Origin of the sequence: Paenibacillus chondroitinus NBRC 15376 (assembly GCF_004000765.1) — a bacterium.
Lineage (GTDB): Bacteria > Bacillota > Bacilli > Paenibacillales > NBRC-103111 > Paenibacillus_E > Paenibacillus_E chondroitinus.
On the sequence record NZ_BILW01000017.1, the window covers coordinates 38,898 to 64,662 of the forward strand.

The window sequence follows — 25,765 nt, forward strand, 5'->3', positions numbered from 1 at the left end:
TAAATTACTTTTCTGGGAGGAAGAACCGTGGCAATCAAAAGAGCACTGATCAGCGTGTCCGATAAAACGGGGATCGTTGAGTTCGCGAGCGAATTGGCGAAGCTGGGCGTTGAGATTATTTCTACTGGCGGTACGCAAAGTTTGTTGAAGGATAAAGGGGTTCCGGTTATCGGGATTTCCGAGGTTACAGGCTTCCCTGAGATCATGGATGGCCGCGTCAAAACGCTGCATCCGGCTGTTCACAGCGGTCTGTTGGCAGTTCGTGACAACGAAGAGCACCAAGCGAGCATGAAGAAGCTGGGCCTGGATTATATTGATCTGGTTGTCGTGAATTTGTATCCTTTTGCAGAGACGATTGCGAAGCCGAATGTCTCTTACGAAGACGCTATCGAGAACATCGATATCGGTGGTCCGACCATGCTTCGTTCAGCGGCAAAGAACCATGCGTTCGTATCTGTTGTTGTCGATGCAGCGGACTATGCCAAAGTGCTTGAAGAGGTCCAAGAGACTGGCGATACAACGCTTGAAACGCGCAAACGTCTTGCGGCCAAAGTATTCCGTCACACAGGCTCTTACGATGCTTTGATTGCTGATTACTTGTCCAAACAAATGGGCGAGCCTTACCCAGAGCGTTACACAGTTACTTACGAGAAAATGCAAGAGCTTCGCTATGGAGAGAACCCGCATCAAAGCGCTGCGTTTTATCGCAAGCCTAATGCGGCGGCCGGCAACATTACGACGGCTGAACAGCTTCACGGCAAAGAGCTTTCTTACAATAACATCAATGATGCCAATACGGCGCTTCAAATCGTTAAGGAATTCAGCGAGCCTGCCGTTGTTGCAGTTAAGCACATGAATCCTTGCGGTGTAGGTATCGGTACGAACGTGCTGGAAGCTTACCAAAAAGCGTACGCCGCTGACCCTACGTCCATCTTCGGTGGTATCGTAGCTGCGAACCGTACGGTTGACGAAGCAACTGCGCAATTGCTGCATGAGATTTTCCTTGAAATCGTCATTGCGCCGGATTTTACACCAGAAGCACTTGATATCCTTTCTAAAAAGAAAAATATCCGTCTGCTCAAAGTAGTCGGCTTAGATACCGTTGCTGGCCGCAAGGCAGAGCCAGTTGTTACAACCGTTGAAGGCGGCATGCTCGTACAAGACAGCGATGCTTACCAACTGACGGAAGCGGATCTGAAGGTTGTTTCCGAGCGTCAGCCGACAGAAGAAGAAATGAAGCAGCTGCTTTTTGCATGGAAAGTAGTTAAGCACGTTAAATCTAACGCCATCGTACTTGTCGCTGACGACATGACGGTTGGTGTTGGCGCGGGGCAAATGAACCGTGTCGGTGCGGCTAAAATTGCCATTGAGCAAGCTGGGGACAAGTCGAAAGGGGCTGTTCTTTCCTCCGATGCTTTCTTCCCGATGGGCGACACGCTTGAAATGGCTGCGAAAGCAGGCATCACAGCGGTTATCCAACCGGGTGGATCGATCAAAGACGAAGAGTCCATTCGCGTAGCGAACGAGAACGGAATCGCGATGGTTATGACGGGCGTTCGTCACTTCAAACACTAAAACAACTGAGAATGCTCACGATTCGAATGCGGACCGTGAGCATTCCCCATGAAAGGGACTGGTGACATAGATGCGTGTATTAGTAATTGGACGAGGCGGGCGCGAGCATGCCATTGTATGGGCGCTGAGCAAAAGCCCGAAAATCAGCAAGCTTTTCTGCGCACCGGGGAACGGCGGTATTGCCGGATTGGCGGAATGTGTGCCGATTTCGGAACTGCAGTTCGAAGAGATCAGCACATTTGCGAAAGAGCAAGCGATTGATCTGGTAATGGTAGCTCCTGACGATCCGTTAGCTGCAGGCCTTGTGGACCATTTGGAGTCCAAAGGGATCGAGGCGTTCGGTCCTCGCGCAAATGCTGCGATTATCGAAGGAAGCAAAGTATTTATGAAGGAGCTCCTGAAAAAATACAACATTCCTACGGCGGCTTATGAAACTTTTGACGCGTACGAACCAGCACTGGCTTACTTGCGTTCGCAAAAAGCGCCAATCGTAATCAAAGCTGATGGACTGGCTGCCGGTAAGGGCGTAACGGTTGCGCAAACGATGGAAGAAGCGGAAGCGGCGCTTCGCGATATTATGGTGGATCAAGTATTCGGTAAATCCGGAGCGAGCGTCGTGATTGAGGAGTTCTTGACGGGACAAGAGATGTCGCTGCTTGCATTCGTTGACGGCTCTACGGTTCGTCTGATGGTGCCTTCACAGGATCATAAGCCGGTCTTCGATAACGACAAAGGGCCGAATACGGGTGGAATGGGCACGTACTCACCGCTGCCGCATATCCCGGAGTCCATCGTGCAGGAAGCGCTTGTGAACATCGTTCAGCCTACGGCTGATGCGATGGTGAAAGAGGGCCGACCGTTCAAAGGCGTGCTCTATGCGGGTTTGATTTTAACTTCGAACGGTGTGAAAACAATCGAGTTCAACGCGCGTTTCGGCGATCCGGAGACGCAGGTTATTTTACCTCGACTCAAAACAGATCTGCTGGATATTTTCCTTGCCATCAACAACGGAACGTTGGCTGAGCAGCCGATCGAGTGGAGCGAGGACGCAGCGGTTTGTGTGATCGTGGCTTCCGGCGGTTACCCAGGGCCATATCCGAAAGGATTGCCGATTACGGGACTGGAAAATGTGCAAGATTCCTTGGTGTTCCACGCAGGAACGGCATTGGAGAACGGGCAAATCGTGACCAACGGCGGACGCGTTCTGGGCATCACAGGCATCGGTAAAGACATCGTCGAAGCTCGTCAGAAAGCTTACGCGGATGCGGACCGGATCCATTTTGACGGGAAGCATTACCGGACGGATATTGCGATGAAAGCTTTGAAATAGGATAATGAAAAACACAGTGTCTTTCTTGCGGGAAAGGGCTGTGTTTTTGTTTTTAGTAGGGAGGGGCAAGGGGCAGGACAAATGGCTACTTAATCTTTCCCGCCGCGGATATATTTGTCTTTGTTTTTGTATTCGTACCAGATGGCGAGGAGCACGCCGACGATGAGCGCGAGCGATATCCAGTGATCTACGATAAAGTTCCAGAGGGTGTTCATGCGATTGCCTCCTTGGGATGCCTTTCGACTAGTTTTGGCTGCCGCTTTGCGTTTCATGCATGGTTAGATAACAGATAGGAGAGAGCAGTGTGATGATGGTGGGTAAAAAGGCGATTCAGCTGGTCGTCATGGGTGTGTTTGTCTTGGTGGTTGGTTGTGGCGGCGTGCCGCAGGAACCTGAGATGACGGCGGCGGTACAAGAGCCTACGCCGGTGTCAGTGGTACAGGAGAGAGAGTTGGTGCCAGTGCCTGCGGTGCAAGCGGCAGAACCACAGGCAGCGCCAGTGGAAGCGCTGCCTGCGGCGCGCAAGCTGGTGATGCTGGACCCGGGCCATCAGCGTCATGGCAACAACGAGCCCGAGGCCGTAGGCCCGGATACGCGAGAAGTGAAACCTAAGGTCAGCTCCGGCACCGTCGGCGTTCGTACGAAGAAACCGGAGTATGTGCTGAACCTGGAGGTTTCTCAGTTGGTTAAGGCCGAGCTGGTAAAGCGCGGCATCGAAGTGGCGATGACCCGCGAATCGCACGAGGTCGATATCTCTAACAAGCAGCGCGCGGAGATGGCGAATGAGGCCGGCGCAGTGCTGGCCGTGCGCATTCATGCAGATGGGGATAGTTCGCCGAAAACGAGCGGATTTTCGGTTTTGTATCCATCGGCTGCTTCGGCGGCGCTGAAGCCCATTGCAGCAGAAAGCCGTCAAGCTGCCGGTTTCATTGCCGAGCAGTTAAAGGCGGCGACAGGGACAGCCGGCAGAGGGCTGTCGGCGCGCAGCGACCTGTCCGGTTTTAACTGGTCCAAGGTACCAGTTGTGCTGGTTGAGCTCGGTTTCATGACCAACCCTGAAGAAGATGAAAGGCTGTCAGAAGCGGAGCACCAGCAAAAGCTCGCCACTGGGATTGCTGACGGGATTGAGCGGTTTTTGAATGCTGGCAGCTAGCCCATCAGCACGCAGGCTACAGCCTCCGAAGCCACCTGTACAAGGCTTCCCACCCATCCCGTTGGACAAAATCCAACAGAAAGACGGATTTAGCTGCTTAAATCCCTATTTCATTGGACGAAATCCAACGGAGTGGTCTTTTTTTGGCTCTAAAAGCCGATTTTTCTAGGCATCATTGGAATTTGTCCAATGTCATGTAAGAGGAAAGCCTCAAATGTGCCCCTTCATTGGATTTCATCCAACGGGCACTCAACAAAACAGATCTTACGGCTGACAATCCGCGGGTTTTATTTCGTAACACTGGAGAATACTGTAGAATATTGGTAAAATGTTTCCAATCCGGATGAAAGGGTGATTCGTCATGCTGCCAGCCTTTTTTATCGCACATGGAACACCGAACTTGGCTATTGAGCAGCATGCTTACACCGAGTTTCTACACAAACTGGCGAAGAGCATACCGCGGCCCAAAGCGATTGTTGTATTCAGTGCGTATTGGGAGAGTCCTGTGCAGGCGATTAGCTCAGCGATTCATCCGGAGACGATGTATGATGTTTCGGGAGCATCAGATAAGGTTTATAGCATTAAATACCCAGCTAGAGGCGATTTGACGCTGAGCTTGCATATTCAGCAGCTGCTTCAAGAGGAAGGCATCCGCTGTGAGCTGGATGATGAGCGAGGATTGGATCATGGGGTATGGGCTCCCCTGCACCTGATGTACCCAGATGCGCTGATTCCCGTAGTGGCGCTTTCGGTGAATCCGAGACTGACGCCGGAAGAGCATTACCGCATCGGTGCGGCGCTCGGCTCATTGCGGGAGGAGGATGTCCTCATCCTCGGAAGCGGCGGCACTGTGCACAATTTGCAGCGGTTAGACCGGAATAATCCGGTGCCCCAGCTGTGGGCGGTGGAATTCGATGAGTGGCTGGCGGAGCAGCTCGAAACGTGGAATCTTGAGGCGCTCGTGAGGTACGACGAAAGAGCGCCCCATGCGGCTGCGGCGGTGCCGACGCCGCAGCATTTTGCGCCTTTGCTGCTCGCACTAGGTGCGGCAGACGGCGGACGTCGGGCGAAGCTGCTGCATCACAGCTTCCAGATGGGCACGCTCAGCCTGTGCTGCTGGATGTTCGGCGGCTTGAAAAAGCCTGAGCGCTTCCTGGATTAAGCGCGTGCTGTCCTGCGGCGCTACTCGAGGAAGCGCTGCTTGAACTCAGGCTTCGGCAGCATGCAGTGCTCAGCCTTGCCGAACCAGCGATAGCGATTGCTTGCGATGAAGGCATAGCCGAGATTCCGCAGCGGAGGCGGAATGATGATGGCGGCATACGCCAGCGGGTAAGCGCCGCGCAGCCGCCGGGCAATGCGCAGCGCCGCCGTCGAGCGGGTGTAGGCGCGCCCGTTCTCGATCAGCACAATCGTGCTGATATTGTCCGTGGGCAGCCGATGCTGCTCAAGCAGCATTTGCCCTGCAGCCGACTGCAAGGACGCGAAGCGGAAATGGCCCTTCGGGTCGTTCCGCAGGATGAACTGCACAGCTCCGCTGCACAAATTACAGACGCCGTCGAATAGAATGACGGCCTTGTCATCAGTTGGCTTGGTCATGGGCAACGCCTCCTTTGGGAGTGTCCTCCGAAATTTACTGTACTTTTTACAAGATGTTTACCTCTACTATACCTAATCAGCTTGAATTCCTCCAACATGTAAAGTAAGAAGGGTATGGAAGTAGATGCCTGATGAATTCCTCCAACGCATGAAACATGAAGTTTGTGATTAGTTCTCCAATACAATGCCCCCCTACCCAAAAAGTCTTCTATTTCTCTCTTGCCTAGCATATACATTTTCATAGAACAATAGATGAAGAGAAGAGGTACCTATTGATGAAATCATTGTCCCTATCCCGCCGCAAAAAAACGCTCAGCGCCTGGCTCGTCCTCGGCTGCTCGGTCATAACCCTTGTCGGCTGCGGCGATACGCCGGTTTCTCTGCCAACAACGACGCCGGATACCGCAGCAGTAACGCCATCAGCTTCAACACCAGCCACGAAGCCTGCAACCACAGCCGTTGAAACGGAGCTGCCCTACAAATTCCCGCTGACTGGTCTTCCTTCGGCGAAAGAAGTGAAGAGCCGTCCTTTCATGGTCATGGTTGAAAATGCTCCGCAAGCCAGGCCGCAAACCGGCCTTGATCAGGCCGACATCGTCTACGAAATTCTCGCAGAAGGTGAGATTACTAGATTTGTCTCCGTGTTCCAAAGCCACGAGGCCACAACGATCGGTCCGGTGCGCAGCATCCGGCCTTATTTTGTAGAGATCGGCGACGCGCTCGATGCCGTTATCGTTCATGCCGGTTGGAGCCAGGAAGCGATGGACATGATGGCGGGCCGCAAGCTGGCTCATCTCGATGAGGTCTACGGCGATGGCGCCTATTACTGGCGCTCGACGGACCGTAAGGCTCCTCACAATCTCTATACCTCTGTGGATAAAATGAAGAAGGGCGCGGAAGCGCGCAAATTCCGCTCGGAGTGGAATGGACCGCTGCTTACTTTTGCCAAGGATGATGGTCAAAGTAAACTAACGGGCGCTGCCGCGCATTATATTCTTATTCCTTATCTCCAAGGGTATTTCGTTTCCTATGAATACAATCCAACGGAAGGCGTGTACATGCGCAGCATGGAGGGCAAGCCGCATCTCGACAAGGAGACCGGCAAGCAGCTGCAAGCCAAAAATCTGCTCGTGCTCGAGAGCAAGCACAAAATCGTAGACAAAGAAGGGCGCCGCGAGGTCGACGTGTTCGGCCCTAACAAAGGTGTGATCCTGCAAGAAGGCAAAACCCAGCAGATTACATGGGAACGCAAAAACGGGATGCTGCGCGCCTACGCGGAAGATGGCAAAGAAGTGCCGCTGCTGCCTGGCAATACGTGGGTGCAGATCGTGCCCGAGGGAACCGCACTTAAGATGGAGTAGGCGCAGCATGCAGATTTAACAATCTCTTAACACTCCAATAATCGTGTTCATACATTGATCCCCTATGATTTAAAGTCATGGGGGGGAATATCATGAATAAATTTCAACGTAAAGTTTCAGTACCCATTTATACGATGTTTATTTTGCTGCTGTTTGGCATTTTTGGAATTAGCTATACAATCTGGGGGAACCAAAGCGGTGTCAGAGGAACGAAGGCGGGGGCTGCAGAAGCCGTCTCGGAGTCGAACGTTGGGGTTACGAAAATCGTCTGGTGGCACGCGATGAGCGGCGAGAACGGCAAAGTGGTGGACAAGCTCGTATCTGCGTTCAATGCATTGCATAAAGATATGAAAGTAGAAGCCGTCTATCAGGGCTCTTATTATGATAGCCTGACCAAGTTGAAAGCGTCCATCGGTACAACAATTGCACCTACCATGGCACAGGTGTATGACATTGGAACCCGGTTTATGATTGATTCGAAAGCCATTACGCCGATCCAGACGTTTATCGATCGGGAGAAGTATGACACGTCTCAAATGGATGAAGCTATTATTAATTATTACACAGTGGATAATAAGCTATTTTCGATGCCTTTTAATGCATCCAATCCAATTTTATATTACAACAAAGATTTGTTCACGGCAGCAGGAATGAATCCTGATCAACCTCCCGTGTTGTATGAAGACGTTAAGAAAGCAGCAACGAAGCTGACAAAAGGCGGCGTAACGGGCGCTTATTTTGGCACACATAGCTGGTATATGGAGCAGTTTGTCGCCAATCAAGGCGCAGAGTGGGTAAATAACGGGAATGGTCGCGATGGACTAGCTACCGCTTGGCAGCTGAACGGCGCTGAGGGCGTTAAGGCGCTTGCTTGGTGGAAGGAGCTTGTGGACAACAATTTAGCGATCTATTCGGCGGGTAAAGGGGATACCTCCAAGAAAGCATTCGCCGAAGGCAAGGTTGCGATGATTTTCGATACAACGGCCGCATTGCGTGATATCTTGGATTCGGTTGAAGGCAAGTTCGAAGTGGGAACTGGCTTCTTTCCGAAACCAGCTGAGACGGCGAGTGGCGGTGTAGGAGTTGGAGGCGGCAGCAACTGGATCCTGAACAGCAAGTCCGAAGAGGAGCAGCAGGCTGCTTGGACGTTCATGAAGTTTTTGTCAGAGCCTGAACAGCAAGCCATTTTTCACGTTAACACGGGCTATTTTCCAATCACGAAAAAAACGTATGAGCTTCCGATTGTGCAGGAAAACATGAAGAAATATCCGCAGTTCAAGACAGCGATCGAACAACATCATGCTTCCAAATTAAATAAAGCGACGCTAGGCGGCGTTCTTGGCGTATACCCCGACGCAAGAAAGCTTACGGAGGAAGCCGTCAATCAGGCGCTCAGCGGACAGCAATCTCCGCAGGCCGCACTTGATGCGGCAGCAGCCGAAATTAACGCCAAAATTGCAGCGTATAATCAGGCATTACAATAAACCTAAAAAAGCACCCCGATTCGGGATGCTTTTTTTTATAGCTTTGTCTTGCGGTATTCGCCTGGGGATGAGCCTGTGCGGTTTTTGAACATCCGGTTAAACGAAGAGATGTTGCGATAACCCACTTGAATACTGATCTCTTGAATGTTCAAATCGGTCGAGTGCAGCAATTCCTTCGCATTGCTTACTCTTCGGTCATGCAGATGTTCCATGAAGTTGGCACCCGTCTTCTCTTTGATATACGTCGAGAGATAGGAGGTGCTTAAATTCAGTTGATCGGCCAGCACATCGAGCGAGAGATCCTCTGCGAATTGCTCATGAATCACGCGCAGAACACGGTCAATGATGGGGTCGTTGGCTTCTTTTTTCTCACGGATAATCTGAGTAACGGCACGGAAATAAGCCTGGAAGGTGATTTCATATTCCTCGAGTGTGCAGCATTCGTCCAGCTGAAGCAGAAGGGGTTTAAGCTGCCATAAGGCTTCCCCATGGACTTTGTAATGCTCCAGCACCATCTTGGCCTTGTCCGTCACAGCAAGTGTCATATGCCTAAACACATCTACTGAGGCTTCTTTGTGTTCAAGTTCTTGTAACCAAGGGAGGAAGAGCTCCAGTGTTTCCTGCTCTTTGCCAGCTTTTAGTACGGCGGTTAGATCCTGCTCCTGCGAAAGCGTTAAGACATACGTAGAGCGGTCCGAGCGGAACTCGGTGATCGTTTGCGTTTCATTCAGCAGCCTGGCTTGCATGGCCATTTCATTGACTTGGCGGTAGGCATAGCCAAACTGGATCGAATGTTCGAAAGCAGAGCTTACGGCCGCCGTTACTAAACAGTAGCGCTTATCTTGATCCAGAACCTGCTTCAGCTGCTCCAGCATGGCGATGATACGATCTCTTTCATTACCGGGAAAAACAGATAGAAACTGATGATGCTCAATCTGAAAAGTATGGGACCCAGGAATGGTTTCATCCGCAAACTGTTTGAGCTGCGCACCGATCGACTGGGAGATCTGCTCCTTGCTCATCGGGACATCTACAAAAGCTGCTGCTCGATAGCGAAGTTCGTACAGAACGATAGTGTAGGTTTCTTCAGTACCTTGAATGTGCGGCCATTCGCCTGATTCCAGATTGATATTTTTCAACTTATTGATGAAGTGGTAGTTGGTCAGCTCGGACTGCTGCTCTTTTAGTTCCTGTTGAATTTGGCCTTTTTCCTTCAGCAGCTGACGAACAGGATGATTAATCCTTTTGCTGAAAAAAATCGAAACTACGAAAGCGATGAAGATCGAGATACCCAGCAGGATGATCATCAGATTATCCAAACGAAAGATTTTGCCTGCGAAATCTGGATTGGTAACCCGCATGATGAAATGCAGGTTGTCTTCATTTTGATAATCGACATAATAAATCCCTTTTTCCAGTAGATACGGTCGTTCAGTGGGTGGGGAAGACAATAACGACTCAGGCAGCTTGGTTCCACCACGATTGGTCTGATAGATGAGCTCTTGTCCCGGTCCTACGATGGTTAAATCCAGATTGGGATTCTCCTTGAGCATCGCGTCCCGCAAACGGTCTGCGTCAATCATGGCGATCAACATATTATCGGCCAATGAAGGCTTGATGGAATAAGGAATCATGGTTTTGAACGTTGGATCAGCTTGTGTAGCGCCAAAGTCAGCAGCCGGATGAAGCACGAAATTCTCTGAACGCTGAAACTGTGACTGCCAATAAGAAACAGGGTACAGCTTGCTGGCATACAGTCCTGTAAACAATTCTTCATTTGTTCCCGGACCAAATTTATTAACGGCAAGATTCGCTGAACGAAACAGCAGGATCATATTATCCAGATAAAGCTCTGAAACACCCACGATACTTTGGATATCCAGGACAATGGGACGAGTGGTTAACGTCTCGGCATCTTTCTTAAGAATTACTTGATTATTAAGGGTAATGACATCTTTATCCGTGTATTGTTTGAAAAGGGCTTCTCTGATTTTATCCAATTGAAACTGATAACGCTCCGCCACTTTCTGCAAAGTGAGGTGATTCTGTTCGATCATTTCGCTGCGAAGGTGGCTTTTTAGCATCCAATAGATAAGCAGGCTGAAAGAGGAGAAGATCAGAATCAGGATGATGAAGCTGGTTAAAACATGTCGAAACAATGATTTATTGATGGAGAAAATAGTCATAAATCGCAGGCCCCTTTAATCGTTACGCTGATGACTTCCGGCGAGTTATATACACTTAATTGTAGACGATTATCCTCGGTAAGGGTATGGGATTTTTTTTGGAAACTTTGCATTTTTTACGGATGGGGCGTTCATAAAAGCTTAAAAAACCAATCGAAACAATCGACAAAGATCGAAAATCATGTGTATAGGCAAGGCAGCGGCTCCACGGATATGATGGGCAAGTAACAAGCGAGACTCATGGGAAGGAGAGGCGGTTTAAGGTTCGAATGAGCAAGATCAGTTGATGAAGATGAATGAGGGGATAGGAACGAAATGAAACACATGCGTGGTAGAACCGTGACCAACATCTATAAGAGCTTTTTTGCTATTGCATTGGCGGTAATCATAGGCATGACCTTAGCTGGTTCGGCGGGGGCCCATTTCTCCTCGACCGGGTATTCCGATATCAAGGTAGGTGCGGACACGATCCAATATCACCTGTCGATCCTGGAGAGCGACTTCGTTCATATATTCCCGGATAAGCCGGATGGCGGTGACAAGATCAGCGACAAACAGTTGACGGGCTCTATAGAAGTTCTGACGAAACTTGTCGATGACGGTTTGATTGTAACGGGAGACGGAAAAATCGGAAACGCCGTTATTACCGGTGTCAAACATGAGAAACGAGCCAGCATGGATATGATCGGTATCGATATCCGATATAAATTCGCTGCCACTGTGAAGCAATATTTGATGCAGTACAATTTCTTCTGGTACAGCGGGGTCGATGTCAACCATAGTAACTATGCGACGATTCAGGTCGGTGGCCAAACCATTCAGCAAGTACTTGGCAGCCAGAACTATATTGTCCAGATTCAGGGACCGGGCGCAGCAGTCGGGAATCCGCCAGCAGCGGCACCACCTGCAGCCCTCGATGCAAAACCTGCAGTTCATATGGAGGCGACTTCTTGGCTAAGTACACTCAAAACTTACGTCCTCATGGGGATGGAGCATATCTGGTCTGGACTGGATCACATGCTTTTCGTTCTCGGGCTACTGTTAGCCGCTGAGCAAAGGGTCTGGAAAATAGTGCGACTGATTACCGCCTTTACAATAGGTCACTGCATTACGCTAGTCCTATCTTCTCTAGAGGTCGCTTATCTTTCACCTAAAATCGTGGAACCTTTAATTGCCCTTAGCATTCTGTATATTGCCGTAGAGAATATATGGAAGCGAAAAGAGAGTGCGCGCGTAATCGTTACGTTGTTGTTTGGCCTTGTGCACGGATTCGGTTTTGCCGAGGTGCTGCGAGGAACGTTGTCTGGACATATGGCCCTTCCTTTATTTTCATTCAACCTGGGGGTAGAAATTGGACAGCTTGTCGTCGTAGCGATTGTGATTCCAGTGCTTCTGTGGATAAGACGTATGCCATTGCAAATGAAATGGAATCAATACGCTTCGGGGATCATTGGCGTGTTCGGGCTTTACTGGTTGATTGAGCGCATTATTAGTCAATAAAATTTTTTGTGATGAGGGGACGTTATCAAGTTGGTTAAAAAGAGTTTCAAACGATGGATATCCGGCGCGACCGTAGCTGGGATGATGTTCAGCATGCTGATGCCTATGGCGGCACAGGCGGATGAGACGCAAATCAGCGCGGTGGACTATTCGAAATTGCCTAAGCTGATGATTACGGAGCTTGTTCCGGATACAGCGAATATCAGCAGTTCAGACGCTTATGAATTTATTGAAGTTTATAACAATACGAATAAAACGCTCGATTTTAAAGATTACAATCTGGTGTACCGATATCCCGGAACGAGCACCGTTTGGGGAGCTTATCAGAATGGGAATCCCAATGGGAGCATGAAGATACCTGCGCAATCCTCCATCGTCCTGTGGGTGATGAATACGGATAAAGGGATTAATTTAAATCTGCAAGCATCGGATTTTAATCAGAACTTCCATACGAATCTGCAAGAAAATGTGAATCTTTTCCGTGTTGACGGCGGTGGAGGTATGCACAACAGCAGTCCAAGAGATTTGGTTATTCAAGAAAAAGACGGCACGGATATTTCGGTTGCCAGCTATCAAAACGATGACCAAACGAAACCGGAAAAAGGGATTTTCTATCGCTTCCCGGCGGATGGAACGAAGAACATGGTGATGTATGGCTCGGGCGCTGACACGAATGCAGCCGCTGCCACACCAGGGACTATCGACCCTACTCAGGTTCCGCCTGTTCCATTGTACTTCTCTGATCCTCCTGTCATCGGCCACACGCCGGTTGCCCAAGCTGATCAGAAGAACGACTTGATCTTGCAAGCTCAGATTGCTAACACAGAGCAGAATGAAACGGTATCTGCTTCCGTTTATTATCAGTTGGCGTCGCAAACGAGCTATGAATCCGTACCTATGACAGTGACGGGCAGCAATCAATATCAAGCTGTTATTTCGAAGGACAAGCTAACTGAAAGTCAATTGAATTACTATATTCAAGCAAATGACGGCTTCAGCACGGTGAGATCGAACGTTTATAACGTAAATGTTACGCTTGATCAATCCGACTACTCGAAAGTTCCACCGCTGATGGTAACCGAAGTTGTACCGGATTCCACGAATGTGGGCTCGGCGGACGGTTATGAGTTCATTGAAGTTTATAACAATACGGATCAACCCGTTAACTTCAAAGACTATAAAGTCGTCTACCGTTACACGGATTCGGGTCCTGATGCGGACGTTCCATGGCCTGCGGATAAAGAAGATATGATTATTCCTTCAAAAGGGACGCTCGTCTTCTGGATCATCAATAACCAGAATGGGAACTCAACCGCAGCTGACTTTAATGCCAACTACGGAACGAACCTGGTAGAAGGTACTAACCTTGTGCGGGTGCACAGTGATGGGATGGCGAACGCCTCTAACCGTGGTCTTGTGATTGCTACGAATACGGGTGTCGAGATTTCTACAGCTTACTACATCAACGGCGATTCAAAGGCCAATAAAGGGATTTTGTATAAATATCCAACGGATGGCGGCAAAACGATGATCAAATACAGCTCGACCGTTGCAGCAGCAACGCCGGGATCTGTAGATCAAGTTCAAGTGCCACCACAGACGGTGAAGGTCACGCCGGATACTCTTAAGCCTACGCTTAATGATTTGACCAAAGAGAGCACGCTGGATCAAGCCTTGGATCTCGAAATTATCGGAGAGGCTAAAGACGAAACATCGCTCAAAACAGTAGCACTCTACTATAAAACAGAAAAGCAGTCCCAGTACAATAAGAGATACTTGAAAGAAAGCTTCGCGGATACGTTGTACCACTATATGGTTTATTCGCCTGAGCTTATCGGAAACTCTTACATGGATTATTATTTCACAGCGTCCGACGGCACGAATGAAACGGTTACTCAGACGAAGCGTGTTCAAATTCAAGGCGGATCGGACCATTCCAGCCTGCGCTTGAATGTGAAAGACGGTGACGTCGTTTCGCAAACGAAAGCGTTGAAAGGAACAGGCGAGGGCGTTAGTCCGGACAGCCTGAAACTGGCGATTGACGGCAACGAGCTGACACAGTCGACCTATCATGCCGTGGAGCATGATGCGTTCTTTGCTTTTGAAGTCATGGGCGTGAACTACTATTTCAAAAACGGGATTACCCAAGGGCAGGAAATTCTCTCGATTTTCCAAGATCCGATCAATAGCTACAAAACATTATCCATTCCATTAAAAGCCGAGCGCCTTAAAGAAGGCAGCAACGCATTCCAGATTCGTGCGGGTTCCAAAGCTTCCCCGTTTGACGATCGTCTGGAAGAAAACAAAGATAATTTTGAAGTGAAGAACGTTCGTCTCGTGTTTGCTGACGGTACGGTTGTGTATGATGCGAAATATAGCGATCCGAACAAGGTGATCAAAATCGGGGATTCCTCCGGTCTGTCGCCAGTGATCGATTTCAACTTCGTCATTCCGTCCACGCAGCTTGCTTCCAAAGCTTATGATTGGAACACGACTTCGGTGAGTGACGGCAATCATCAGGTTACAGTTAGCAATACGTCAGGCGGTACGATTACTTCCAACGTGCTAGTAGATAACACAGCTCCTGTTGTACAGCCTTCCATTGAGGAAGGGAAAATGTACCGCGGAAGCTTCACAATCGATGCGACCGTAACGGATGCATTGGCCGGTGTAGACAAGGTTGAGGCTCTGTTAGACGATCAGCCAGTTACGCTGCCGATGGCTACTTCATCCGCACAACTGCCGGGTGGAGCGCATGTTTTTAACGTCAAGGCCACGGATAAAGTTGGGAATGTGAAGGAAGTCACCGTTCATTTCGAAGTGCCTAACGAGGCGCCGGATATGCCGGTATTGATCACTCCGAGTCAAGGTGCGAGCAATGTGGATCCGAACGCTTCCTTAAGCGTGAAAGTAAGCGATCCGATGAACGACGACTTGAAAGTTACGTTCAATCAAGGCTTCAAATACGATGCAAGCACACAGGGAACGTTCACCGGCTATCGGGGCGCTGCGGATACAGAGCCTCCGAAGCAGGAGAAGCCTGCAAGTGAAGCGGCTATGACACCTGAAGATTACAGTAAAATCAGCAATGTAGACGGCAATTATCTTACCGATGATGCTGTTGAGAAGTTCCCTTATCAACGTTTTGAGGTTGCATTGGATCCTGCGATTCAAAGCACGGATGAAGTTGTCATTGACTGGAAAGGGAAGTCCCTGGAAGGGCGTAAAGTTTCCTTGTATGCTTGGAGCCCAAGTAAGCTGGAGTGGGTCGCTTTGAAGACCGTTATCGCGGGCAGCGAAGACTTTGAGCTCAAAGCGAATGTTCAAGCCGGTGATTATGCCAATAACGCGAAAATTCAAGTGATGGTGCAGGACGAAATTGCTATCACACAGAATCAAGCGGCTGATACCGACTATGATTTCTCCTTCGTGTGGATGTCCGATACGCAGTACTATTCCAAGAGCTATCCATATATCTATCAAAAAATGGTGAAATGGATCGCTGATCACAAAGAAGATAACAAAATTAAATACGTTATTCATACCGGCGACATCGTCGATAATGCCGACCAAGAGTATCAATGGATTGAAGCCGATAAAGATATGAAAGTTTTGGAAACGGCAGGAATCCCTTACGGGGTACTAGCTGGGAACCATGACGTAGGCCATCAAGACAATGATTACAGCTATTATGACAAATGGTTTGGTGATTGGCGCTTTAAGGATCAACCGACCTACGGTGAGTCTTATGATAACAACCGCGGCCACTATGACTTAGTTTCCTCGAACGGTAACGATTTTATCATGGTTTACATGGGCTGGGGTTATGGAGACAAAGAGATTGATTGGATCAACGAAGTGTTGAAAAAGTATCCGAACCGCAAAGCGATTCTGAACTTCCACGAATTCATGCTCGTTTCCAATAACCGTGCGCCAATGGCGGAAAAGGTATTCGAGCGCGTTATTAAACCGAATAAGAACGTTATTGCCGCTCTATCCGGTCACTATCACGACGCTGAGCTGAAAGTCGATCCGATCGATGATAACAACGATGGCATTCCAGACCGCAATGTGTATCAAATGTTGGCGGATTACCAAGGCGCGCCTGAAGGCGGACTTGGCTATATGAGATTGATGCAGTTTGATTTGGCACATGGCAAAATCAACATGAAAACTTACTCGCCTCATTTGGATGATTACAACTATTACGATCCGAGTGAGTATCCTGGTAAAGACGAGTTCAGCCTGGATCTGAATCTGGATGCTGTAACCAAACGTGTAGCTACGGATTATATCGGTGTGAACGTGTATACGAACAAAACGATCGGTAGCGTAGCAACTGTGAAAAGCGGAGAGAACGCCTCGGTAACGTGGCCGAATCTTGCTCAGAATACGACTTATCAGTGGTATGCTGTCGCAGAGGATGCGTACGGCGGTTTGAGACAGTCGGATATTTGGAGGTTTACGACTGGAACGTCTACGACGGATCCGTCTGATTCAGACTCTGGCTCAGGTTCGTCTTCACCATCTACGCCAGTTGACACTAAAGTTACCTCGACAGATGGTAAGCTGACCCTTCCGCTAGGTAGTACGGGCGAAGTTAGCTACGAGAATGCGGTTACCGTCACAATTCCGGCGGATGCTTCTATGAAAGAACTGAAGTTGACCATTGAGAAACTAAATGAAACGAAAGATCTTTTGAAGAATAATGAAGTGCTAGCGAGCCCGATCTATGAGCTCCTCAAAAACTTCACCGAGAACTTCAATAAGCCGGTAACATTAACGTTTACGTTCGACCCGGCAAGCTTGAAGGGCGGCCAAAAAGCAGCAGTTTTCTATTTTGACGAAGCGAACAAGCTGTGGGTGCAAGTAGAGGGTGGCAAGGTTAATGGCAATCGCATCAGTGTAGAGGTTAATCACTTTACGAAGTATGCGGTTATGGCAGTTGGTTCAGCTGTCGTGGATCCTACTACGCCGGCCGTTACCTTAAACGACATCAAAGGACACTGGGCAGAATCTAACATTCTTGAACTAGTTAAAGCGGGTTCCATTAACGGCTACGAAGATGGCACATTTAAACCGGAAAACCGCATCACACGCGCTGAATTCGTTTCAATCATTGTGAAATACCTGAAATTGAACGAGCAGGGCAGCAGCAATAAGTTCGCGGATGCAGCGAACCACTGGGCGAAGAATGCGATCGCCACTGCTGCAGCGCAAGGCATTATCACAGGTTACACGGATACAACCTTTGGTCCGGATGATTTCATTACCCGTGAGCAAATGGCGGAAATCATGGTTCGTGCCGCTCATTTGGACAAAATGGCAGGGAATACAAGCTTTACCGATAACGCTGCAATTTCGGATTGGGCACAAGTGGCAGTAGCTACGTTAACCTCCAAAGGGTTCATGAACGGTTACGAGGACGGTACGCTGAAGCCGCAAGGATTAACAACGCGCGCGGAAGCATCTACCCTTATCCTAAGAGTATTGAAAAAGTAGAAATGAAAAGGCTCCTTCGTCTGAAAAGACGGGGAGCCTTTTTTTGCTCACAGGTTCTCTCTCGTGGGCAGGTGAAGAGGAACTACAGGGCGCTATTTTGCTCAAAACTGTTCTATGAGCGGGGGAGTGGGAACTGTGGTCCGCTAATTAGCTGATTTGGGCAGGTTTTTGAGCGAAGGTGGCGAAATAAGAGCCTGTAGTTCCCCTTCGCCTAGTGAAACTCCATGTTCACCCTAGATAAGGGAATGGAGTTCCCTTATCATCCAATTATCTGCGTTTGCGCTTCGCTGTTCCGGATTTGGAACCGCCTTTGCGTCTGCTGGCCGACCCGGATTTCTTCCGGCGTTTGCGTCTCGGTCTGAATACCTCAACCGAATCTCCCGAGGCGACTTTACCTTTGCCAAGAGCGCTAAAAATCGTTTTCACCATCGGAGCCATCTGCTGGAAGCTGGACATGAACTTCTGAACCTTGCCCATCGTGCCGAGGATGCCGTCGATGCCGCCCATCCGCTCAACGAAGCCGGAGATTTGCTTCATATTGAGGCCGCTCAGCGGGTTGGAGCTTCCGCCAGTTGCGGCGCCACCACCGCCACCTCCAAGGAGGTTGCTGAGGAAATTGCCGCCACCGCCACCGCCTCCTCCTGTGGCACCGGCATTTCCGCCGCCGCCCCCGAAGAAGCCGCCACCACCACCACCGGCGTTACCACCGCCGCCAAAAAATCCACCGCCACCGCCGGCATTACCGCCGAAGAAATCGCCGCCTCCTTGGAAAGGAGTAGGGAACCCTCCGCCTTGAGAGAAATCCGAGAACGGATTGCCGCCGCCTAAGCCTGGATACTGGCCGAATGCGCGATCATCACCAATTTGCGGAGGTAAAGTGGTGAGGCTTCTTGTATGCACTTCAGGACGGTTACCGCCATTACCAATGATTTGTCTAGGGTTAGTCACTGGGATTCACGATCCTTTTTATCAGATTTGTCTCCTACAGGATATGTCACTTGCCTATCGTTGGTATGGACGAATGTCACGGGTCCTAGATATTTGTCACAATTCAGCTCATTAACGCATAGAAATTTTAACGTTTCGCAATCCTAAAGGCAGGATTTAAAGCGGGCGTGTCGAATGATACTCTGGAGCTTACTATAATAAGCTAACATGCATTTCTACCAGGAGTTGATAACGTATGCAATTAAAAAAATTAAATGATAAAGCTATAGACCAACTTTTTGAGGCCATACTGACCCTTAAGGATATAGAGGAGTGCTACGTCTTTTTTGACGACCTGTGCACCGTGAACGAGATTCAATCGCTTTCCCAGCGTCTGGAGGTAGCTCGCATGCTGCGCAAAGGCTGCACGTACAATCAGATCGAAGCGGAAACGGGCGCATCCACAGCCACCATCTCCCGAGTTAAGCGCTGCTTGAATTATGGTAATGACGGTTACGTATTGACATTGGATCGTTTAGGTCGTTAAATATTTGTATCATAAAAGATTTCAAGATCCTGCATTACCAAGTGTAATGCGGGATTTTTCCTGTTTATAGAGAGCTCAATTGACATGTGGGAACACATTCGTTAGCATAGGATTTGTAGCCATGGATAGAACGGGTGGGGAGAACATAATGAGTAAGGTTGGTGTCCTGGTCATAAGCCATGGATCTAGGGATAAAGGCTGGGTTGATCTGGTCGACGAAGCCGTATCTGCGGTTCACATGCCGGAAGGAATGCCAATCTATGCCTCCTATCTGGAACTGGTGGAAGGACGGTTGATTCAAGACGGTATATACAGCTTAGAGGCGCAAGGTGTGACGGATATCATCGTCGTTCCCTTGTTCGTGTCTTCTGGGAGTACACATATAGACGAAATCAGCTACGCTTTAGGCGTTATCGAAGAGCCGCTGCTGGAAACGGACATGGAGCCTTTTGAAATAAAGGCAAGGATTCATTTTACATCCCCGATTGATGACGATCCTGTAATTGCAGAGATTATGTATGCCAAAATCAAGGAACTGTCCGAACAACCAACGCAGGAAATCCTTCTACTGATTGGGCACGGAAGCCAGGAAGAGGGCTTTCATCAGAAGTGGCTTCAAGGCTTGGAGCAGCTTGCAGAGCGGTTGAAAACTTTGGGCGGCTTTGACGAAGCGGATGTTGCCATGCTGTTGCCGGATCAAGTGCATGCCAAGATGACAGAGTGGGCGGCGAAGAAGCCTGGACATGCTGTTATTGTGGCGCCGCTTTTTCTGAGTGAGGGCTATTTCACGAGACAAGTGATCCCTTCCCGATTGAAGGGATTTGCATATACATATAATGGACGGGCGCTGCTGCCAAGTCCGCTAATTTCCAAATGGATGGAGAAGCAGATTGCTTCCGCAAATTCGAGACGGTGAACAGGTGATGAGACACAATGGTCAAAAGAGCAAGACTGATCTATAACCCGACTTCCGGACGGGAAGAAATGAAGAAACGCCTGCCAGAAGTTCTGCAGCGCTTAGAGCGCGGCGGCTTCGAAACATCCGCTCATGCGACAATTGGTGAAGGGGACGCCACGCTGGCCGCGGCTGAAGCTGTGAACCGTGGCTTTGATCTTATTATCGCTGCTGGCGGAGACGGCACGCTGTGCGAAGTGGTGAACGGTATGGCCGAGAAAGAGGGGCGACCGCCGCTTGGCATTTTGCCGCTGGGGACGACCAACGATTTTGCCCGCGCGCTTGGCATTCCCAAGAACCTGGAGCAGGCATGCGATCTGATCATCCAGCAGTACAGTACAGATATTGATGTAGGCAAAATCAACAACCGCTACTTCATTAATATTGCCGGCGGAGGCTCGATGACCGAGCTGACGTACGAAGTCCCGAGCAAACTCAAAACCATGATCGGCCAGTTGGCCTATTATATGAAGGGACTCGAAAAACTGCCTAGGCTCAAGCCTATCGAGCTGTATGTCAAAGCAGGCGATCTCGAGTTTCACGATGAAGTCATGATGTTCCTTGTCGGCAACACGAACTCCGTCGGCGGGTTCGAGAAGCTCGTGCCGGAAGCCAGAATGAATGACGGATTGTTTGACGTTTTGATCCTGCGCAAGTGTAATCTTGCTGAGTTTATCCGAGTGGTCACACTCGCGCTGCGCGGGGAGCATCTAAATGACCCGAATTTGATTTATTTTCAGACCAATCATATCGAAATTAATTCTCCGGACTACGTTCAGTTGAACTTGGATGGCGAATTCGGCGGCACGCTGCCGTGCGTCATGACGAACCTGAAAAGCCACCTCCAAATCATCGTCGATGAGTCCGGTCAGTCGATTTATAAGAAGACGCTGATTGAAACTTTGACGACGCCGTTTCAGTTGAAGGAACGGATCGGTGATGATGAGCATGATGGGCATCATCCGCATCAGCCAAGGGAGTAGTTGTGCGAAATAATGGAAGAACAAGAGTGAGGGAAATATGAGCGTAAAAGATAAAAGGGCTGCGAAGTCCAACGGGAAATCTGCGGATCGAAGAGCGGGGAGTTTTGCGGGGCAAAGAGTAGGGAGTTCTGCAGAACGTTCTAAGGATCAAAGAGCAAGGAATTCTGCGCCCAAAGCGGCGCCGGCCTGGATGGCAGATCTGCCGGTGCAGATCGGACAGCAATACGAGGCTGAGATCATCGGGATCAGCCATGATGGGGAAGGGGTGGGCCGTGTGAACGGCTTTACCCTTTTTGTTGCTGGTGCGCTGCCGGGTGAGCGTGCTCTGGTGCGGGTGGAGCATGTGAAGAAGCAGTACGGGTATGCGCGGCTGCTGCAATTGGTGGAAGAGAGTGCGGAGCGCGTCATGCCGGTTTGCAGCATTTATGAGGAGTGCGGCGGCTGTCAGCTGCAGCACCTGAGCTATGAGGCACAGCTACGCGTGAAGCGTCAGCAGGTTGTGGATAATTTGCAGCGGATTGGGAAGCTGGATGTGCACTCGGAAGCATCTGAGGGCATAGTTGTCCATCCCACGCTGGGAATGTCCGAGCCATGGCGGTACCGGAACAAAGCGCAAGTTCCTTTTGGGGAAGAGCGTGGCGGCCTCATTGGCGGATTTTATGCACAGGGAAGCCATCGCATCATTGATATGGAGGAGTGCCTGATCCAGCACGAGGCGAACGACGAAGTAGTCGCTCGGGTGAAGGAGATCGGTGCGCGGCTGGGTATTACCGCTTATCGGGAAGAGACGAATGCCGGACTGCTGCGCCATGTCGTCGTCAAAGTCGGCTTCCGCACGGGCGAGATCATGGTCGTTTTGGTGACTAACGGCAGCACGATTCCGCGTGTGGACGAGTGGATTGATGGTATTAGGGCTGCGCTGCCTTCAGTGAAGAGCATTTGCCATAACATTAATGTGAAACAGACGAATGTTATTTTTGGGGATGAGACTCGCGTCCTATGGGGCAGCGAGGTCATCTATGACTATATCGGCGATGTGAAATTTGCCATTTCCGCGCGATCCTTCTTTCAAGTGAACCCCGTTCAGACGGAAGTCTTATACGGGAAGGCTCTCGAGTACGCCGGGTTGACCGGCGATGAAGTCGTCGTCGATGCCTATTGCGGCATCGGGACGATCTCCCTGTTCCTGGCGCAGCGCGCGGGACAGGTCTACGGCGTTGAGATCGTCGAAGAGGCGATCGCGGATGCACGGAAGAATGCCGAGTTGAACGGCATGACGAACGTGCATTTCGAAGCGGGCCCAGCGGAAGTGGTCCTCCCCGAGTGGACACGTCAGGGCATTCGCCCGGACGTGATCGTGGTGGACCCGCCCCGGAAGGGCTGCGACGCCGCGCTGCTCGCGACGATCCTAGAGCTGCAGCCGCGCCGCGTCGTCTATGTGTCGTGCAGCGCATCGACACTGGCTCGCGACTTGCGCGTGCTGGTTGATGGGGGCTACGGCGTCGCGGAGGTGACGCCGGTGGATATGTTCCCGCATACGGTACATGTGGAGTCGGTGGCTTTATTGGTGAGGGATGATGTAGATACTAAATAAACCCTTGCTATAACAAATAAAGTCCTGCCAAAATCGTAATAAACTCCTGCTATTCCCTATCGAGAGCCGGAACAAGAGCAGGTAAAAGATCCTAATTTTCTTCTCAAGCGTTACCCCAATCCGAGCGTTACTCAGGCTTTACCTCCTGATCTCGCTCGGCTTTTTTATTCCCATCATAAGAATAAAACGATTCGCCGCGGCACCGAAACCCTTGATATTCCTATGTTTCCCCAGGCTTATTCTCATCCAAATGCTTTTCCCAATCAATCCCTAATCATTTACTCAAACGCATTTCCCCATGGTTTTACCCGATCAATTATCCTGGATGCTCCAATATAGTCAGCACAAAAACGAAAATATAAGAGGAATAGCAATTCTTATTGAATGATGAGAGTAAATTTGTTAGAGGACGTGCTCATTCAGCTTTAAATGACATAAAAATGTTTTGTAAGTAGTCACGCTTCAGAGATATCTCTGAGGCGTTTTTTTATTGAGGGGGGGTGGCGATTAATCCCAATTTAAAATCTTCAGTCCGCATAACCATTATCAACCCTGTATTAGTTTTTCTTCATCCTTGGCTTTTTTATTTTTTACTGGCAATATCCGCTAAATTTACTCTTTTATTTCTCTGTAACTATTCTATTTTAGTAAAATTATTTGATTTTAATGATTTGCTCACAATCTTTTAAATCTTTGATAACAAAATTCAAATAAGGAACACAATGATTTTGAAATGATCACAATGTTTAACACTTTGAAAACAGACAATTGCACTTTCCTGTCGTAACATGACAGTAGACAGCACAACTAACAGCAAACTATCGAAGGTGAATATGATGCGCAAGTGGCTCAAATTGTTGTTTAAGATAGGTCTTGTCATTGCGATAGTAGCCGGTGCGCTTTATTATTGGCTGCGTCCGCTTTTGGTCAGAATCGAAAGCACGGCGCTGGCTAGCGGCATACATGTAAAGTTTAGGACCCAAGGAACGAATGTAGAAGAATACACGAATCAAGCCTGGCAGCCCTATTTCGCCAAGGGAATTAATATGGGGGCGACGATCCCAGGACATTTTCCCGGTGAATTGGCCATTTCGGAGGATGAATATGAGAGATGGTTTGGCATGATTCAGGACATGGGCGTGAATGTGATTCGGGTGTATACGATCATGATGCCCGAGTTTTACGAGGCGCTCTCCAAATACAACATGAAGCATCAGAAAGATCCGCTTTTCTTCCTACAGGGCATATGGAGCCCGGAGGAACAGCTGATTGAAGGGCAAGATGCCTTCGATCTCAAGATCAAGGAGAAATTCGAGCAAGAGATTAAAGACGCGGTTACGGCGGTTTATGGAAAAACGACACTCACGCCCGAGCCGCATTCGGGAAAAGCAGGAGGTGCTTATAAATATAATGCAGGTCCTTATCTCATGGGCTGGATTGTCGGCACGGAATGGGATCCTAAGATGGTGAAGGGGACCAATGATTTGCACGCGGGCACCCCGGACTATGTTGGGAAATATTTTCGCAATAAACCGGGAGCGAACGCTTTTGAGAAGTGGTTGGCCTTGATGGTCGACACGGCGGCGCAAACGGAAATTCAATATGGCTGGCAGCATCCGATGGCTTTCGCCAATTGGGTGACGACAGATCCAATCACGCATCCGGGTGAACCTCTCGTTGAGGAGGATCTGGTTAGCGTCGATCCCACGCATATTGAGGCGGTGGATTGGGAGGCGGGCTATTTTGCCTCGTATCACGTGTATCCGTATTATCCGGATTTCTTTGCTTTCGATAAGTCGTTTCAGGAAATGACCAACAGCAAAGGAGAAGCCGATAGTTACCTCACCTATCTGAATAAGTTAAAAGCAGCGCACCCCAATATGCCGGTCATGGTTACGGAGTATGGCGTGCCGGCTTCCTTGGGCGTAGCCCACTTGGGCACGCTCGGCCGCAATCAAGGCGGTCATAACGAGCAGCAGCAGGGAGAGATCGATGCGGACTTGCTGCAGGAGATTCACGGAGCCGGCTATGCTGGTGCGATATTGTTCACGTGGCAGGACGAATGGTTTAAGAAAACGTGGAACACCCAACGTTACGATGAAGCGGATCGCCGGGCTTACTGGTATAACACACTGACGAACGAGTCTTTCTTCGGGGTACTCGGGATGTTCCCGGGCAAAGACGAAGCGATTCACATCGATGGGGACGCCTCGGATTGGAACAAACTGAAGGATAAGAAGAAGCTTGATGTGCAGGCTCCCGGCTTTGAGGAGATTTGGGCCACGCATGACGAAGGCTACCTTTACTTGATGGCCAAGCTATCGGAGCCGTTCGACCCGTCTGCTGAAAGCATCTACTTCGGGGCAGATACGCTGCCTGGTGGCAATCGTCACGGACCCGAGCTTCATGGCATGACACTTGATGAGGGGCTGGAAACCTTAATTGAGCTGTCGGATAAAAATAAAAGCCGTATGACGATCGCTTCCAATTACGATATTCATGCCCGCTTGTATGAGCGTTCCGGACTACCGGACATCGATCCGAAGGAAAAACAGGATGATTCGGGGATTTTCAAGCCTTGGAAGCTGGCAGTCAATTATCTGCTGGAATATCCCGATTCCCGGGTGAACCACCCCTTTGGGGATGTCGAGGTTGGCCTTTTAGAGAAAGGTTACAGTGATCCGGCGCGTCCCGACTACAATTCGAAGGCGATGTGGCAGGTTGGGGGGCAGGTGCTCGAAATGCGGATTCCGTGGATGCTGCTGGGATTCAGCGATCCAAGCTCTCTGAGCGTATTCAATTACAACGCCCCGAGTAAGAATACTTTTGAAGTGAGACATGTGGAAGGCGTCCGTTTTGTTCCTTGGATTGTGAAGAATGATCAAGTCGTCGGTCGGGATAGCTCGGCAGCGGCGCAGCCGGTGCAGGTAGCCACGATGCCGCTATACACCTGGCAGGGCTGGGAGGATAAGGTGAATTATGTGGAACGACCGAAGCAAAGCTACTACATCATGAAAGAGGCGTTGCATAAGATCAATGGCCCCGTTATCTCTACCAATTAATCGGGTAGCT

Annotated in this window: 17 protein-coding genes; 13 read left to right on the top strand and 4 right to left on the bottom strand. The window is 49.7% G+C overall.

What is annotated here, in order from left to right; all coding sequences use genetic code 11:
• Positions 1–27 precede the first annotated feature (27 nt).
• Both purH and purD read left to right on the top strand, forming a co-directional pair.
• Positions 28–1,575: a bifunctional phosphoribosylaminoimidazolecarboxamide formyltransferase/IMP cyclohydrolase gene (gene purH / locus PCH02S_RS19335; protein WP_127455587.1), complete on the top strand. Its 1,548-nt coding sequence runs from the start codon at positions 28–30 to the stop codon at positions 1,573–1,575.
• Positions 1,576–1,645: 70 nt separating this feature from the next.
• The gene (gene purD, locus PCH02S_RS19340) at positions 1,646–2,905 is read left to right on the top strand and encodes a phosphoribosylamine--glycine ligase (RefSeq protein ID WP_127455588.1); all 1,260 of its coding nucleotides are present in this window, start codon (positions 1,646–1,648) and stop codon (positions 2,903–2,905) included.
• Between the two features lie 89 nt (positions 2,906–2,994).
• Here the strand turns inward: purD and PCH02S_RS36730 are convergent, their stop codons facing one another.
• Entirely contained in the window at positions 2,995–3,120 is a 126-nt protein-coding gene (locus PCH02S_RS36730) for a hypothetical protein (protein ID WP_258567647.1), read from the bottom strand.
• A 92-nt stretch (positions 3,121–3,212) separates the two neighbouring features.
• Here PCH02S_RS36730 and PCH02S_RS19345 point away from each other — a divergent pair, with 92 nt between their 5' ends.
• The gene (locus PCH02S_RS19345; protein WP_246069169.1) at positions 3,213–4,058 is read left to right on the top strand and encodes an N-acetylmuramoyl-L-alanine amidase family protein; all 846 of its coding nucleotides are present in this window, start codon (positions 3,213–3,215) and stop codon (positions 4,056–4,058) included.
• Positions 4,059–4,419: 361 nt separating this feature from the next.
• On the top strand, positions 4,420–5,220 hold the full coding sequence (locus tag PCH02S_RS19350) for a DODA-type extradiol aromatic ring-opening family dioxygenase (RefSeq protein ID WP_127455590.1): 801 nt from the start codon (positions 4,420–4,422) through the stop codon (positions 5,218–5,220).
• A gap of 20 nt (positions 5,221–5,240) precedes the next feature.
• Here the strand turns inward: PCH02S_RS19350 and PCH02S_RS19355 are convergent, their stop codons facing one another.
• On the bottom strand, positions 5,241–5,654 hold the full coding sequence (locus PCH02S_RS19355) for a thiol-disulfide oxidoreductase DCC family protein (protein ID WP_127455591.1): 414 nt from the start codon (positions 5,652–5,654) through the stop codon (positions 5,241–5,243).
• Between the two features lie 275 nt (positions 5,655–5,929).
• On the opposite strand from PCH02S_RS19355, the gene PCH02S_RS19360 reads away from it, so the two are divergent.
• Both PCH02S_RS19360 and PCH02S_RS19365 read left to right on the top strand, forming a co-directional pair.
• Positions 5,930–7,015: a DUF3048 domain-containing protein gene (locus PCH02S_RS19360; protein ID WP_127455592.1), complete on the top strand. Its 1,086-nt coding sequence runs from the start codon at positions 5,930–5,932 to the stop codon at positions 7,013–7,015.
• 92 nt (positions 7,016–7,107) lie between these two features.
• The gene (locus PCH02S_RS19365; RefSeq protein WP_127455593.1) at positions 7,108–8,499 is read left to right on the top strand and encodes an ABC transporter substrate-binding protein; all 1,392 of its coding nucleotides are present in this window, start codon (positions 7,108–7,110) and stop codon (positions 8,497–8,499) included.
• Positions 8,500–8,534: 35 nt separating this feature from the next.
• On the opposite strand, the gene PCH02S_RS19370 is transcribed toward PCH02S_RS19365, so the two are convergent.
• Positions 8,535–10,685 (bottom strand): helix-turn-helix domain-containing protein, encoded by a 2,151-nt coding sequence (locus PCH02S_RS19370; RefSeq protein WP_127455594.1) that lies wholly within the window; start codon positions 10,683–10,685, stop codon positions 8,535–8,537.
• 315 nt (positions 10,686–11,000) lie between these two features.
• On the opposite strand from PCH02S_RS19370, the gene PCH02S_RS19375 reads away from it, so the two are divergent.
• Positions 11,001–12,185, top strand: a complete 1,185-nt coding sequence (locus PCH02S_RS19375) for a HupE/UreJ family protein (protein ID WP_127455595.1) — start codon at positions 11,001–11,003, stop codon at positions 12,183–12,185.
• A gap of 30 nt (positions 12,186–12,215) precedes the next feature.
• Entirely contained in the window at positions 12,216–17,687 is a 5,472-nt protein-coding gene (locus PCH02S_RS19380; RefSeq protein WP_127455596.1) for an S-layer homology domain-containing protein, read from the top strand.
• 267 nt (positions 17,688–17,954) lie between these two features.
• Here PCH02S_RS19380 and PCH02S_RS35780 read toward each other — a convergent pair whose 3' ends face one another.
• The gene (locus PCH02S_RS35780; protein WP_164819632.1) at positions 17,955–18,635 is read right to left on the bottom strand and encodes an aminotransferase; all 681 of its coding nucleotides are present in this window, start codon (positions 18,633–18,635) and stop codon (positions 17,955–17,957) included.
• A gap of 235 nt (positions 18,636–18,870) precedes the next feature.
• Between PCH02S_RS35780 and PCH02S_RS19395 the strand changes: the two genes are divergently transcribed.
• The 5 genes from PCH02S_RS19395 to PCH02S_RS35785 all read left to right on the top strand — a co-directional run bounded on the left by PCH02S_RS19395 (position 18,871) and on the right by PCH02S_RS35785 (position 25,755).
• Positions 18,871–19,161, top strand: coding sequence for a YerC/YecD family TrpR-related protein (locus tag PCH02S_RS19395; RefSeq protein ID WP_079414635.1), 291 nt, complete (start codon positions 18,871–18,873; stop codon positions 19,159–19,161).
• A 148-nt stretch (positions 19,162–19,309) separates the two neighbouring features.
• Positions 19,310–20,077, top strand: coding sequence for a sirohydrochlorin chelatase (locus PCH02S_RS19400; RefSeq protein ID WP_127455598.1), 768 nt, complete (start codon positions 19,310–19,312; stop codon positions 20,075–20,077).
• A gap of 17 nt (positions 20,078–20,094) precedes the next feature.
• Positions 20,095–21,099, top strand: a complete 1,005-nt coding sequence (locus PCH02S_RS19405; protein WP_127455599.1) for a diacylglycerol kinase — start codon at positions 20,095–20,097, stop codon at positions 21,097–21,099.
• A 37-nt stretch (positions 21,100–21,136) separates the two neighbouring features.
• Positions 21,137–22,693 carry a 23S rRNA (uracil(1939)-C(5))-methyltransferase RlmD gene (gene rlmD / locus PCH02S_RS19410; RefSeq protein ID WP_127455600.1) on the top strand — a complete coding sequence of 519 codons (1,557 nt, stop codon included), beginning with the start codon at positions 21,137–21,139 and terminating at the stop codon, positions 22,691–22,693.
• A gap of 833 nt (positions 22,694–23,526) precedes the next feature.
• Entirely contained in the window at positions 23,527–25,755 is a 2,229-nt protein-coding gene (locus PCH02S_RS35785; protein WP_246069165.1) for a hypothetical protein, read from the top strand.
• The last annotated feature ends 10 nt before the right edge of the window (positions 25,756–25,765 follow it).

Excerpts from the sequence above, each read along its gene's own strand:
- purD (WP_127455588.1), top strand. The coding sequence starts at position 1,646 with ATGCGTGTATTAGTAATTGGACGAGGCGGGCGCGAGCATGCCATTGTA.
- PCH02S_RS36730 (WP_258567647.1), bottom strand. The coding sequence starts at position 3,120 with ATGAACACCCTCTGGAACTTTATCGTAGATCACTGGATATCGCTCGCG.
- PCH02S_RS19345 (WP_246069169.1), top strand. The coding sequence starts at position 3,213 with ATGATGGTGGGTAAAAAGGCGATTCAGCTGGTCGTCATGGGTGTGTTT.
- PCH02S_RS19350 (WP_127455590.1), top strand. The coding sequence starts at position 4,420 with ATGCTGCCAGCCTTTTTTATCGCACATGGAACACCGAACTTGGCTATT.
- PCH02S_RS19355 (WP_127455591.1), bottom strand. The coding sequence starts at position 5,654 with ATGACCAAGCCAACTGATGACAAGGCCGTCATTCTATTCGACGGCGTC.
- PCH02S_RS19360 (WP_127455592.1), top strand. The coding sequence starts at position 5,930 with ATGAAATCATTGTCCCTATCCCGCCGCAAAAAAACGCTCAGCGCCTGG.
- PCH02S_RS19365 (WP_127455593.1), top strand. The coding sequence starts at position 7,108 with ATGAATAAATTTCAACGTAAAGTTTCAGTACCCATTTATACGATGTTT.
- PCH02S_RS19370 (WP_127455594.1), bottom strand. The coding sequence starts at position 10,685 with ATGACTATTTTCTCCATCAATAAATCATTGTTTCGACATGTTTTAACC.
- PCH02S_RS19375 (WP_127455595.1), top strand. The coding sequence starts at position 11,001 with ATGAAACACATGCGTGGTAGAACCGTGACCAACATCTATAAGAGCTTT.
- PCH02S_RS19395 (WP_079414635.1), top strand. The coding sequence starts at position 18,871 with ATGCAATTAAAAAAATTAAATGATAAAGCTATAGACCAACTTTTTGAG.
- PCH02S_RS19400 (WP_127455598.1), top strand. The coding sequence starts at position 19,310 with ATGAGTAAGGTTGGTGTCCTGGTCATAAGCCATGGATCTAGGGATAAA.
- PCH02S_RS19405 (WP_127455599.1), top strand. The coding sequence starts at position 20,095 with ATGGTCAAAAGAGCAAGACTGATCTATAACCCGACTTCCGGACGGGAA.
- rlmD (WP_127455600.1), top strand. The coding sequence starts at position 21,137 with ATGAGCGTAAAAGATAAAAGGGCTGCGAAGTCCAACGGGAAATCTGCG.
- PCH02S_RS35785 (WP_246069165.1), top strand. The coding sequence starts at position 23,527 with ATGATGCGCAAGTGGCTCAAATTGTTGTTTAAGATAGGTCTTGTCATT.